A 13,141-nucleotide genomic window follows, 5' to 3' on the forward strand; every position below is an offset into this window, starting at 1 on the left:
TATTCATTATTGCTCATCGCTTTGCTCATTCATTGAACAATTAAAAGAACAGTCACACTTTGTGTGGCTGTTCTTTTTTGGTTCTTTACTTATGCGAACGAACAAATGAAATAAATTTTAAGAGGATTGGACTTGAGTATTTTGTTTTCAGAAACCCACATTGGCAGTATGACATTAAAAAACCGCTTCGTTCGAAGTGCAACGTGGGAAAATATGGCAACGGAAGATGGCCATATGACGGATAAGCTTTACGCTATCTATGAAGAACTCGCTCAAGGAGAGGTAGGCCTAATTGTTACTGGCTACGCGAACATTGTAGAAGAAGAAAAACCAAACGCTGGCATGATGGGCATGTACGATGATTCTTTCATTGATGAGTACAAAAAGCTTACCGAATTAGTTCATATTAACGATTCTAAGATCGTGATGCAGCTTGCTTATGGCGGTACCAAAACGACTCATAATGTGGGTGAGCGTATCATCTTTGCCCCTAGCGATGTGTGTGAAAGAGGCACACAGACGCAAGGTAAAGCCATGACTAAAGAAGAGATTGATTATATTGTTCAAGCCTTTGCTCAAGCAAGTCGCCGAGCGCAAGAGTCAGGTTTTGATGGGGTCGAAATCCATGCTGCTCATACCTATTTGATTAACCAGTTTTTAAGTCCTTACTATAACCAGCGTGAGGATGAATATGGCGGCAGTCTTGAAAATCGCATGAGATTCTTATTGGAAATCTATGCGGAAATTCGCAAGTTGGTTGGCCAGCATTATCCTATCTTAGTTAAACTGACCGCTTCTGAATTCTTTGAGGGTGGTTTAACGTTTGATGACACCCGCATCATTTGTAAAAAATTGGAAGCGATAGGTGTCGACGCCATCATTATTTCCGGCAATATTCATGGCAATGCAAGTACCATGGTAGGGCAATCATTTGACGGCTACACACTTGAGGAAGAAGGATATTTTCATCAATATGGCGCAGTGATTAGCCAAGATGTTAATGTCCCGGTGATCACGGTTGGTGGATTGAGCGATATTGGTGCAATTGAGCACATTGCTAATACCACGAACATCCAATATTTTGCTCTTTCACGCCCATTACTGGCTGAACCACATTTGGTTAAACGCTGGAAAGATGGGGATAAAGCTGCAGTTGATTGTGAAAGATGCTCGAAATGTCGAACTAAGCGCGGTAATTTTTGTGTTGTTTACAATAAGAGAAAATAGAATTAAAGAGGCCAGCGGATGCTGGCCTCTTTGTTATTGATATGGGTGACTCATGGCTTCTATGACCATAAGCATTCGTCGCTTCGGTTATAAAACAGCAGCGATCCCTTTGCATAGTGGGCCCATATTAGATTTAGTCATACCCGCAACGCTGATACGACCAGAACCTACGATGTAAATTGCAAATTCATCTTTTAAACGAGTTACTTGCTCTTTGCTTAACCCAGAGAATGAGAACATACCATTTTGACGTTCGATAAAGCTAAAGTCTGCATCCACGCCTTCTGATTTTAGCGTCTCAACAAATAGCTCTCTCATTTCTTGAATGCGATCGCGCATTTCTTTTACTTCAGCTTCCCATTCAGCACGTAGCCCGTCGTCATTTAGAATGTAAGTTACAACAGCACTACCGTGCGCAGGTGGGTTAGAGTAAATCGAGCGAATAATCGCTTTTACTTGAGAGAATGCAGTAGCAGCAACGTCAGCTGATTCTGCTACGAGAGTGAAAGCGCCGACACGCTCGTTGTATAAGCCGAAGTTTTTCGAGAATGAACTCGCAACAAGAATTTCTTTATTGTATTTAGCGAAAATACGTAGGCCAATAGCATCATCTTCGACACCTTTTGCAAAGCCTTGGTATGCAAAATCAAAGAGTGGTAGCAGTTTCTTTTCAGCAATCAGCTGAGCCAATGCTTCCCATTCTTCTGCAGTTGGATCGATACCTGTTGGGTTATGGCAGCAGCCATGCAGTAATACAACATCGCCTTGAGAGGCTTGTTGAAGATCCACAAGCATAGCGTTGAAATCTTTATCTTTGGTTTCAGCGTTGTAGTAGCTGTATTGTGCGGTTTCTAGACCTGCCGCAGCAAATACACCGTTGTGATTTGCCCATGTTGGATTGCTTATCCAAATTTTAGGATTGCTTAATTGGCGCTTAATAAATTCGCCAGCCACACGTAGAGCGCCAGTACCACCTGGTGCTTGTGCGGTTTTTGCTCGAGCTGATGAAATAATTTCAGAGTCGTTGCCAAATAGAAGTTTTTGAACAGCCAGTCCGTATTCAGCGGTTCCTTCGATGGTTAGGTATGACTTAGTTTTCTCGGTTTCAACTAACGCGGCTTCCGCTTTCTTGACGGTAGCAAGAACAGGGGTTTCACCTTGCTCATTTTTGTATATACCAACACCTAAGTTAATTTTTTCAGCGCGTGGATCTTGTTTAAACTCTTCAGTGAGTCCAAGAATCGGGTCTGCGGGCGCTGCAACTACTTTTTCAAACATATTCGTCATCCATGTAAATCGAAGTGGGAAGAAATTATTCGATTATTTATACCTTTCTGACCTAGACGACACAATAGCAATCGTGCAGTAAACCTAAAAAAAATATGATTATTCATTTTTGTTGCATCAAATCGCTATTTTTAGCATTAAACGTAAGCAAAGCTATTGAAGATTAGAGCAAGACGCTTAGTGTTTTAGCGAGACCATATCACGCGGTTTTAGCTCTGGTATCTGCAACAGGCATACTAGGACTTTCATGACTAAAGTACTTCTCCTCTTATTTAGACGATACATCCGCAGTGCACCATTTTAACATTTTGGCTATGTATTGAGTTAAAAGGTATATGCGATAAATGCGACAAAATTACCTGCAATTTAAGAAACAGTAGCACGATTGCTACTGATGAATTGTTTGGCGAATCAAGGATAGTGTTCGCCTCTTTGACGTGGTTACTATGTGAGCAATATGTAAACAATAATGTAACCAAGGAGTTGGCTTCAATGAAAATGTTCAGAGTGCTGCCTATCGTAGCTTCGGTTTCGCTGCTCATCGCGTGTGGTGGAGATGATAGTTCTCAAGACCCCAAAGTAACCTACAGCGGGACTTTGATTGTTCCTCAAGGGCTACAACAAAACTCATTACGAATCTTAGCGGGTGACTTTCTCTCATCGCGCAGTGATGAATGCCCTAACGTTCCTGATGGGTATCTACCTATGGCAAATGCCGCTGTAGTGTTAGAAGACGAAAATGGCTCGGCTTTATCAACTGAGACCTCGACGGATAATTGTGGCGTGTTTACCGTTGAAGTGGCAGGCGAAACTGATGGGTTTAGTAACAGTGTGATTAGTGCAACTCTCGACGGTTATAAACCTTTAAAAGCGAATGCTGAGAACTTTATTTCAAGTGGTGATGGTGCCGCTGTTCCAGTTGCTTCAACAGTTTCGTCGGATGCTAAATATATCATTAGTGCGATACAAAGCCTTGGTGGTGACAAAATCAGCTTTTCTGTTACCGATTCAGCGAGTAATAATGCGGTTATCCAGTTGACGAAAAATGCGTTTGAGGTGTCAGTAAATGATCAGCCTCTGGTTATTTCAGCTCTTAACTCTACTGATCAATTGGGGCTGGCTAGTAGTAACGTGGTGGCATTGGATGCGAGTGGTTCAATGACGTCGTTGGTAACGGGTGAAGATGAACTTGGTCCACAGTCTAACAATGAGGTTTACACACGCCATAGACTGACTGCAAAAGCGGCACATCAATTTGTTTCTGAAAAGGGGGCGGCTGATGAGTTTTCGGTGATCTCGTTCGATAATCAGATTAATACGATAAATAATGCATTTATTGCTAATTATAATCTGCTGGATGAAACCGGAAATAGCGTTAATTTTGATTATCCTGAAACAGGCTTCGTTCAGGATAAAGCTAAACTTCATTTTGCGATAGATATGTACAACCCCAAGTCATCATTATGGCAAGGTGGAAGTGCTGATGATGAAAAGCATCCAGACCGCACTGATACTGTCGCTACTGTGAATGGCTTCTATCCGTGGAGTGGTGGTACCGAGCTCGAGGGAGCGATTAACACCTCGCTAGAACAAGTCAAAGAGCGTACCAATACACTGAAGCGAGTGTTCGTCTTAACTGATGGTCAGAGTTATTTCAACGATCGTGATGGCGTCATCGCGCTAGCCAATGAGAATAGCATTCCAGTCCATGCAATTGCGATTAGTCAAAGTGCGGATGAAGAAAACCTCCAAGAGATTGCGACTCAAACGGGGGGAACATACTACAAGGTGATTGACGAGCAGACGATTACAGGTATCTATTCTTCTTTGCAAACGACCATTAAATATGCGTATGTCGCAGAGTTAAATGCGCCACTTCAGTCGAGTGACACATTGAAATTGACGCTAACGATTAATGGTGAAGAGGTTGAGCGTACGCTAACAATTCAATAATCGTTTGGCTAAGGGCAACAGCGCCTAGTCTTTAATCAATAAAAATGCCCCTAATTTGGGGCGTTTCTATTTTGAGCCTTGAGCTCTGTTACTAACTTAAGTCACTACGGTAAGCCGCAGACACGACGAATTAGTTTGATAGGACGTGGGGATGTAAATTTGTGCCGGATGACGTTAGTAGCGTAAGCACTAAGTCACGGCAGCGAATAATATCTGACTTTCTAATGCACTCATTCACACTGTGTATTTGTGACATGCCAACGCTAATATCCATACAAGGGATGCCATTTTTGTTGAATATATTGGCATCAGATCCGCCCATTCCGTCGTTAAACTGTACTTCGATACCTTGTTGAGCGCAGCAAGAGGCAAATGTGCTTAGCAAGCTTGACTCAGGATCTAAACGGAACCCAGGAGTACCTTGAGCAATGCGGTTTTGATAGGTGATAGGGTAGCTTGCTTGCAGGGTATTGAGCTGTTTAGTCACCTCATCAATAAATGTTTGCACCTTATGCTGCTGACGAGAGCGAACCTCAAAGGTAATATCGACACTTTCCATTATGATGTTGGTGGCATTGCCCCCTTTGATTAAACCAAGATTGCTGGTGGTTTCTTCATCCACACGGCCGATGGGAAGTTGAGCAATCAATTGTGCACCTACTACCATGGCATTGCAGCCAGTTTCAGGTTCACTTGCATGACCGGCGATACCAGTTATTGTTACAATCCCTTTGGCAGAATAGGGCGCTGAAACATACGCGGTACCAATGTCGCCACCTGCATCGATGACATAGGCTAAATCTATCGATGGTAGATCTGCGAAATCGAGGACTTTTGCCCCTTTTAATCCAACTTCTTCACCGATAGTGAAAATAGCGATGACGGTAGGGTGGGGACGGGGATTAGTTGTCAGTTCAATTAATGCGTCTAATATGACCGCAATACCTGCTTTATCATCGCCACCTAAGACACTTTTACCATCAGTCTTAATCCAATCGCCATCTTCAATAATAGTAATGGTGTCGCATGGTGTAACCGTATCCATGTGAGCTGACAGAGCTATGGTGCCGGATAGATCTCCAGGGAGCAGCGCAATGAGGTTTCCACATTGTGCTCCTTCATCTTGATAATGTAGATGCGCGTTATCTTGATAAAAATCGATACCATATTTTGATAGCTGCGCTTGAATATATTCACTCACCAGTGTTTCTTTATAGGATGGAGAGCTTAATGCCGCCATTGCTAGGAAATGCTCAATGACCTTATCCATTTTCACTCCTTAGTGCCTCAATAGCTGTCTGTAAACGGTTTAATCCATCCTCGATCTTTTCTCTAGGACAGGCGACATTGAGTCGTAAATAGTATTTTCCTGCTCCGCCATAAACGTCACCAGTCATAATAGCGACGCCTGCTTTGACCATTTGCTCTTTTAGTTGTTCAGCACTGATTTTTAACGCAGAGAAATCAATCCAAGCAAAGTACAGCCCCTCAGGAAACTGCATTTTTAATTGGGGTAGCTCTTGTCTTAAATAGAGTTGAACAAAGTGTAAGTTGTCTTGTAAATACGTATTGAGTTCATCAATCCAATAGCCACATTGTTGGTAGGCGGTAATGGTTGCCAGTACCCCGAATATTGGCGGCGAAGACAAACCTTGTTGAAACTTCAATACTTGCAAAAAGCGTTGGTATAAATCCTTTTCGGGAATTAATACATAGGAACCGCCAAGTGCCGGGGTATTAAACGATTTCGATGCTGAAGTGCAAATCGCGACCCTGTGCGTGCTCAATGAGGTGATAGGGCAATAAGATAACCCAAAACATATATCCATATGTATATCGTCTGAGATGACAAACACATCATGGCGACGGCAGACATCAAGCAAATAAGCTAGCTCATTTTTTTGCCACACTCTGCCCACAGGGTTATGTGGATTACATAATAACAATACCCGGCAGCGTGCGACTTTAGCTTCAAAATCGGCTTTGTTGATTTCAAAGTAGCCGTCATCATCGAGCAATTCACTTGTCACCATTTCGCGACCGGAATGTTCGAGACAACCAAAGAAACCATCGTAAGCAGGCGTGAAAAGCAATACGCCATCACCCGGCTCACTGGTTAGACTTATCAGCGTCGCAATTGAATAAATAACACTTGGGCTATAGGCTATCCATTTATCTGAAATTTGCGTTGAGAAGCGACTTTCATACCAATGACAAATCGCTTGTTTGTAATCATTATGATTCCAACGGCTGTAACCGTAAACCGGGTGGGCTATACGAGCCTTTAACGTCTCCTGTATCTCAATGGGTGATGCAAAGTCCATATCTGAAATGGTAAAAGGCAAGAGTCCAGGTTGCCCAAAACGGTCTTCTACATAGTCCCACTGGGTACAATAAGTATTGGTTCGGTCGATTACGCCGTTGAAATCTACTCTCATGCCATTGCCAACTCTATCTTCTTGCGCATGGTGTGCACTTGCGGGCCAATAACAACTTGTAAGTTTGTCGCGTCAAGACGTACCACTCCAATGGCACCAGCACTCTTTAGCTGTTTCTCATTGATGATGTCGGTTGAATGCAAAACAAGACGTAGGCGAGTTGCACAGTTGTCGATACTAACAATGTTATCTTTACCACCTAGAGCCTCAAGCATGTGTGCAGCAAGGCCATCTGCACCTAATTTGCTGACAACAGAATCAGTATCATCTTCACGCCCTGGGGTTTTAAGATCTTTCTTAACAATGACGTAGGTGAACACAAAGTAGTATGCAGCAAACCAAACGACACCAAGTACAGGTACAAAGAACCAGTTGGTCTTAAAGCCTTGTAATACGCCGAAGACAAAGAAACCAATCACATCACCGGCAGGGCCAATATTGACGTTAAAGATAGACAAGGTTAGGTAACCTAGACCAGTCATGAACGCATGGAATAGGTATAGCATTGGTGAAATAAACAGGAAGATAAACTCAATCGGTTCCGTGATACCACTGACGATTGCGGTTACCGCACCTGAAATCAACAAACCACGGATCAGTGGGCGGCTTTTCAGTTTTGCAGTGCGATACATTGCAAATGCTGCCGCTGGTAGTCCGAAGAAGAAGCTTAGCATACGGCCTTGAGATAGCAGCGCAGTGGTTTCCATCGGAGTTTCATAGCCAGCTGCAAGGTTGGTGTAAAAAATATTTAATGCACCAATCACTTGTTGACCATCAATGATTGCTTCGCCACCGACAGGAGTGAAACGGATCATCGCGGTTAAAATATGGTGTAAGCCAAGGGGAATAAGCAGACGCTCACTGGCACCAAAAATCATTGGACCAAACACATCGGACTGTTGAATGATGTAACCCAAACCTTTAATTAGTGCATCAAACACTGGCCAGATGTAAGGGATCAACATGCCGAAAACAGACAGAACGACGAGTGATACGATCGGCACTGCGTGCGGGCCACCAAAAAACGCAAATGCGTCAGGTAGTTTGGTATCTTTGTAACGTTCGTGTAGACGAGAGACGATCACACCAGAGAAGATACCACCTAATACACCAGTACCAATGGTTTGCACACCTAAGATCATGGTTTGACCCGCATCACGCATTTCATCTGGGCCAACTAGCATACCCGTATGTTTTAGCGCAAAGTTGGTGCCCATCGTCATGATAAGGTAACCGACGAAACCAGAGAATGCGGCGACACCTTTCTCTTCTTTTGCCAAGCCTAGAGGAATTGCGATAGCAAAAAGAACCGGCATGTTTTTAAAAGTAAATACACCAATCATAGTGATGTATTGGAAGAAAATGTTGACTGGTTCGTAAGAAAGGAAAGGCCATAACTTTTGTAGTTGTGCGCCAGATAGAGAGCTACCTAGTCCGAGAAGAATACCGGATATTCCGAGAAGTGCGATAGGCAGTACAAATGTTTTGCCCAACCCTTGGATAAAGCCCCAAAGCTTTGTTCTATGACTCATATTAGCCACTCCATTAAGATTCACATTATTATATTTGTAGGGAAACAGATTTTGTTTTCAGCGGTACAGTACGAAAGAATCTGTTGAAACAAAATCGAAATGTGTTTCGGTAAAAGTGGAAGGAAATTTTCATGTTATTGAATGGTTTATATAGAAATTAGGCTTATAATCACATCCATCAATAGGCTGGTATAACAAATTAGTATAATCGCACTGTTTTGTGTGATTTAGGCCATATTTTCTATTTAAAACAGGGTTGTTGGGTCAAGCGTGAGTATTAATTCTAATGAAGTAAAGTTGATTGGGATCTTGCTACAAGCTCCAAATGCGCTTTCTAAGCTTGCTGAAGAAATGGAAGTAAGCCGTCGTCACATCAGCAACTACATTGCTAATATCAACTATTACATTGACCAAGCGATCAGTGTCAAAAAAGGTATTGCCACACTTGAAATCACTCGTGAGCAATGGGCGGATAGAATTAAGCTGGTGCCACTGAGTCACTATCGGCCGATGTCATCGGAGCGACAAGACTATTTACTGGATAATTACTTATTCCTTGAACAGGGCAAGTTTTTAGATATTGAGAAACAGTTAGGAATTTCTCGACCAACATTGAAAAAAGATTTAAGTGAGCTTGCGCTGCGGTTACAGTTGTGTGATTTATCGATACAGTACATTGATGGCGGATTCACGATTGGAGGAACTGAGAAAAAAATACGACATTTGATGATGGAGCGTGCGAATAAGCAAGTTAGTCATATTCATCCTGTCATTGAATATTGTACCCCGACGACGCCGCTTCAATGCCATACACAGATTGCCATTTCCCAGCTACTTTCGAGACTGCCGATTAAAGAAACTCAAGTCATTATTAGTAATATTTCAAATGCGATTGGAGGGGACTTTCCAGCTCATTTTACTCAGATGATGTTCCTTTATTTGAGTGTCTCGTTATCTCGAATTAGTAAAAAATTCATCATTTTACAAAAAGATAATGCTGACTATATAAGGCGAACTACTAAGTTCAGCTTGGTATACGATCAATTAAGCTTGCTCATCAATGAGAGCCTTGAATATGAGCACTTGCATTTAACGGAGTACTTCTTTAGTGGCTGTGCGTTAGATAATTTCCATGAAAACCAGCTGCGTGTAGAGATGTGCTCGATGCTATTTCTACGGCAGTTAGGGCAATCAATGTCCTTGTCCCAAGGGCAAATGGCGTTATTGCATACTCAACTGTGCCAATATTTACCATCAGCTATTTATCGAATAAAAAATCATGTTCGATTGCAATCAACGCTCAATAAAGAATTAGAAAGCCTCGATGATTATCAAATGACGATTCAAGCGATGTCGACGTGTCAGAATTGGCTTCCTGAGCCATTAAGAGATGAAGAGTTGCATCAGATTTACTTGTTTATTGAACAAGTAAAGCAAAGTGAGCAAAAAGAGCAGATCTCATTGAGAGATTTACTTGGCACGATACATAAATATGCCAAAGAGATCGATTATGAACCTTTAAAACGTGAGTTAGTGAATCTGTATCCAACCTCATTCTTAGATGATACGGAGCCAGATTACTTGTGTGAAAACTGGTTTAGCAGAACCGATATTCATTGGATAAAGCCACACACTAGTTTAACTCACATTGCTGATTTTGGTGCATTACATTTGGCAGAAAGCCTGGGGGTGCAATATAGTGAAATTCAACAACCTTTATCTAAAGTCTTGACGTCGTTTTTTGATTACCTGCATATGGGGTCGAATGTTTATTTTTACTCAGCACAAGCCGCATCACAGGTTAAGCGATCCTCTCTTCAACTTGTTATACAAGCCGGAGACATGCTTACACAAACCCCGCCAGCGTACTATTTTTTCTTAATACGTAACGACAGTTCGACAGCTCATAATATTCTTTATGCCCTAAACCAGTTTGAACAAGACAAATGGCTATACGAACGAGATAACGAACAAGATGTTTTTTCTGAGTTGAGTCTTACTACTATGGTTAGTCGTTTTGCAAAGCATCTAGTCGCGAGTGAGGTAATCGGGTATAGGAGGTGAGAGGAGACATCGTTTAGTCGAATATGAAAGTGATGACATTAGAAGCAACCAAGACGAGAAATGATAACGTCTTGGTTGAACGTGATACCCAAACGACTTAAAAATGCAGTTAGGTAATGCGAGTCAAATGGTTATTTTTTTAAATTAACTTCAGATTCAACGGCATTGCTTTCAATGTCTGGATTATTCGCCAATTTTTTGGTTGCCCAATCGTTCACATGTTTCAAAATGGCTTTTAGCGCATGCTTTTCACTTGGTTTTTCACCTTGTTCGTGTTCAACCTTAATTTCTTCATGTGGATGAGTACCGGTAGCATCTTCTGCAATATGCAGCCAATCAGGGTGCCAATAGTACGGTTGGCCTGATGGTGATGTCCAAGAATGGACGCCATTAGTTTCACCTTTATATTTGATATCGTTTTCGTTGAATTTGGTCATTTTTTATCTTCTCTCATCGTTCATGAGTTGAGGTATGTCACCTTAACGTTATAAATGTAACAGATACTGATAAAAATAATGTGATGCCAATCGTTTAGCGACAGAATCAAAAAAATTACCAGTGTCTCGATACCTGCTATTCATTTGAAATGACAGCGATGTGAGCGACATTTCTCGTTTCCCTGAGTTTCTATAGCGTGTAATATACTTCGTTAACCCTTAATAATACGCTTGTTTATCGATCGTTTAAGTGGTCAATGATGGCTTGTTTAGCATGTTCTTCATTGGCTGTTTGACCATCTGGCACTTCAAGTGCGCGTTTTGGATGAAGACCCATCGCGTCTTCAGCAATATGTAGCCATTCGGGGTGCCAGTAATAAGGATCATCTCCTTGTGGGGGATTCCAACTATGAACGCCTTGGTGGGCACCATTATAAGAAAGATCATCGAGTGTAAATAGTTTCATGTTGTTCACCTGAATGGTTGTTATCTTGCTGCAAGTATGAATCATAAAATGACACTTTGCTGGTGGACAATCGATAGCGAATAATGGTCTTTTATTTCTCGTTTCTTATTCTGATGAGCCTAAGATGCTGACTAAGGAGGTGGTGAGCAAATTATGGAGCGGGGGAGTTTATTTTCTCAAGAAGCAAAGAGTAAGTAAGTTAGAACTAAAAATGCCTCCGAGACGGAGGCATTTGAAATCACAGTTACGTTAACAACTATGCTTAGAAGTTAGCTGAACGTGGAGTACGTGGGAATGGGATCACGTCACGAACATTGCCCATACCAGTTACGTAAGAGACTAGACGCTCAAAGCCTAGACCGAAGCCAGCATGAGGAACAGTGCCGTAACGACGTAGGTCGCGGTACCAGTTCATATGCTCAGGGTCGATACCCATTTCGCGCATACGTGCATCTAGAACATCAAGACGCTCTTCACGTTGAGAACCGCCGATGATTTCACCAATGCCTGGTGCAAGTACGTCCATTGCTGCTACTGTTTTGCCGTCTTCGTTTTGACGCATGTAGAAAGCTTTGATGTCTTTCGGGTAGTTCTTCACGATTACAGGAGCTTTGAAGTGTTCTTCAGCAAGGTAACGTTCATGCTCAGAAGACATGTCGATGCCCCACTCAACGTCAAACTCAAATTTCTTGCCAGAATCCAATAGGATTTGGATTGCATCAGTGTAATCTACTTGTGCAAAGTCAGAAGAAACAAATTGCTCTAGACGAGAAATGGCTTCTTTGTCGATACGCTGTGCAAAGAACTCTAGGTCATCACGACGCTCAGTTAGTACTGCGTTGAACACATATTTCAGCATGTCTTCAGCCAGTTTTGCAACATCGTTTAGATCAGCAAAGGCAACTTCAGGCTCAACCATCCAGAATTCAGCTAGATGGCGGCTAGTGTTTGAGTTTTCAGCACGGAAAGTTGGGCCGAACGTGTAAACTTTGCTTAGAGCACAAGCATAAGCTTCTGCGTTAAGCTGACCAGATACCGTTAGGAACGTTTCTTTACCGAAGAAATCTTCGTTGTAATCAACTTTGCCTGAGTCTGTACGTGGTAGGTTTTCCATGTCTAGCGTTGATACGCGGAACATTTCACCAGCACCTTCAGCATCAGATGCAGTAATTAGCGGAGCAGAAACCCAGAAGTAACCTTGCTCGTGGTAAAAACGGTGAATCGCTTGAGATAGACAGTTACGAACACGTGCTACTGCACCGATTACGTTTGTACGTGGGCGTAGGTGTGCTACTTCACGTAGGTATTCGATAGAGTGACGAGTTTTTGCCATTGGGTAAGTATCAGCATCTTCAACCCAACCAACAACTTTCACGTCAGTTGCAGCAAGCTCAAATGCTTGACCTGCAGCAGGAGAGTCAACAATCTTACCTGTTACTTCAACAGAGCAGCCAGTAGTTAGCTTTAATACTTCGTCGTTGTAATTATTAAGATTATTTGGGACCACGGCCTGAATCGGGTCGAAACAAGAGCCGTCGTAAATGGCGAGGAAAGAGATTCCAGCTTTGGAATCACGACGTGAGCGGATCCAACCGCGGACAGTCACTTCACTGTCTACCGCTAGTTTGCCGCTTAGTACGTCTGTTACAGGCGCGTAAGTCATGTTTGAATTAATCTCCATTGAGGTCTAAATCAACCCAACATTTGCTTTCGATAAATAATGATTATTTAGCGTCA

The 13,141-nt window shown here is 42.4% G+C and carries 10 protein-coding genes; 3 read left to right on the forward strand and 7 right to left on the reverse strand.

Translation table 11 applies throughout. The features are described from left to right. Window positions 1–132: 132 nt before the first annotated feature. Window positions 133–1,227, forward strand: coding sequence for an NADH:flavin oxidoreductase (locus tag DZ860_RS17635; protein WP_120033932.1), 1,095 nt, complete (start codon window positions 133–135; stop codon window positions 1,225–1,227). An 87-nt stretch (window positions 1,228–1,314) separates the two neighbouring features. Here the strand turns inward: DZ860_RS17635 and DZ860_RS17640 are convergent, their stop codons facing one another. Continuing rightward, window positions 1,315–2,505 carry an amino acid aminotransferase gene (locus tag DZ860_RS17640; protein ID WP_120033933.1) on the reverse strand — a complete coding sequence of 397 codons (1,191 nt, stop codon included), beginning with the start codon at window positions 2,503–2,505 and terminating at the stop codon, window positions 1,315–1,317. A gap of 501 nt (window positions 2,506–3,006) precedes the next feature. On the opposite strand from DZ860_RS17640, the gene DZ860_RS17645 reads away from it, so the two are divergent. Further along, window positions 3,007–4,467 carry a vWA domain-containing protein gene (locus DZ860_RS17645; RefSeq protein WP_120033935.1) on the forward strand — a complete coding sequence of 487 codons (1,461 nt, stop codon included), beginning with the start codon at window positions 3,007–3,009 and terminating at the stop codon, window positions 4,465–4,467. 130 nt (window positions 4,468–4,597) lie between these two features. Here the strand turns inward: DZ860_RS17645 and DZ860_RS17650 are convergent, their stop codons facing one another. Genes DZ860_RS17650 through malX form a run of 3 tightly spaced genes read right to left on the reverse strand, consistent with a single transcriptional unit; the run spans window position 4,598 to window position 8,437 of the window. Further along, the gene (locus tag DZ860_RS17650) at window positions 4,598–5,737 is read right to left on the reverse strand and encodes a M20/M25/M40 family metallo-hydrolase (protein ID WP_120033937.1); all 1,140 of its coding nucleotides are present in this window, start codon (window positions 5,735–5,737) and stop codon (window positions 4,598–4,600) included. After that, window positions 5,730–6,905, reverse strand: coding sequence for a MalY/PatB family protein (locus DZ860_RS17655; protein ID WP_120033939.1), 1,176 nt, complete (start codon window positions 6,903–6,905; stop codon window positions 5,730–5,732). Before DZ860_RS17655 ends, DZ860_RS17650 begins: the two co-directional genes overlap by 8 nt. Next, window positions 6,902–8,437: a maltose/glucose-specific PTS transporter subunit IIBC gene (gene malX, locus DZ860_RS17660; RefSeq protein ID WP_120033941.1), complete on the reverse strand. Its 1,536-nt coding sequence runs from the start codon at window positions 8,435–8,437 to the stop codon at window positions 6,902–6,904. The genes DZ860_RS17655 and malX overlap by 4 nt, the downstream gene beginning before the upstream one ends. Before the next feature lie 270 nt (window positions 8,438–8,707). On the opposite strand from malX, the gene DZ860_RS17665 reads away from it, so the two are divergent. Next, window positions 8,708–10,501 carry a helix-turn-helix domain-containing protein gene (locus tag DZ860_RS17665; protein WP_120033943.1) on the forward strand — a complete coding sequence of 598 codons (1,794 nt, stop codon included), beginning with the start codon at window positions 8,708–8,710 and terminating at the stop codon, window positions 10,499–10,501. Window positions 10,502–10,632: 131 nt separating this feature from the next. Here the strand turns inward: DZ860_RS17665 and DZ860_RS17670 are convergent, their stop codons facing one another. The 3 genes from DZ860_RS17670 to asnS all read right to left on the reverse strand — a co-directional run bounded on the left by DZ860_RS17670 (window position 10,633) and on the right by asnS (window position 13,067). Further along, entirely contained in the window at window positions 10,633–10,938 is a 306-nt protein-coding gene (locus DZ860_RS17670) for an SMI1/KNR4 family protein (protein WP_120033945.1), read from the reverse strand. 235 nt (window positions 10,939–11,173) lie between these two features. Continuing rightward, complete coding sequence (locus DZ860_RS17675) at window positions 11,174–11,404, reverse strand: hypothetical protein (protein ID WP_120033947.1); 231 nt, start codon at window positions 11,402–11,404, stop codon at window positions 11,174–11,176. Between the two features lie 262 nt (window positions 11,405–11,666). After that, window positions 11,667–13,067 carry an asparagine--tRNA ligase gene (asnS, locus tag DZ860_RS17680; protein ID WP_120033949.1) on the reverse strand — a complete coding sequence of 467 codons (1,401 nt, stop codon included), beginning with the start codon at window positions 13,065–13,067 and terminating at the stop codon, window positions 11,667–11,669. Window positions 13,068–13,141: the final 74 nt, after the last annotated feature.

Origin of the sequence: Vibrio sinensis (assembly GCF_003605645.1) — a bacterium.
Taxonomy (GTDB): domain Bacteria; phylum Pseudomonadota; class Gammaproteobacteria; order Enterobacterales; family Vibrionaceae; genus Vibrio; species Vibrio sinensis.

Bases quoted from the DNA above. Each gene is read 5' to 3' on its own strand.
- DZ860_RS17640 (WP_120033933.1), bottom strand. From the start codon at position 2,505: ATGTTTGAAAAAGTAGTTGCAGCGCCCGCAGACCCGATTCTTGGACTC.
- DZ860_RS17645 (WP_120033935.1), top strand. From the start codon at position 3,007: ATGAAAATGTTCAGAGTGCTGCCTATCGTAGCTTCGGTTTCGCTGCTC.
- DZ860_RS17650 (WP_120033937.1), bottom strand. From the start codon at position 5,737: ATGGATAAGGTCATTGAGCATTTCCTAGCAATGGCGGCATTAAGCTCT.
- DZ860_RS17655 (WP_120033939.1), bottom strand. From the start codon at position 6,905: ATGAGAGTAGATTTCAACGGCGTAATCGACCGAACCAATACTTATTGT.
- malX (WP_120033941.1), bottom strand. From the start codon at position 8,437: ATGAGTCATAGAACAAAGCTTTGGGGCTTTATCCAAGGGTTGGGCAAA.
- DZ860_RS17670 (WP_120033945.1), bottom strand. From the start codon at position 10,938: ATGACCAAATTCAACGAAAACGATATCAAATATAAAGGTGAAACTAAT.
- DZ860_RS17675 (WP_120033947.1), bottom strand. From the start codon at position 11,404: ATGAAACTATTTACACTCGATGATCTTTCTTATAATGGTGCCCACCAA.
- asnS (WP_120033949.1), bottom strand. From the start codon at position 13,067: ATGACTTACGCGCCTGTAACAGACGTACTAAGCGGCAAACTAGCGGTA.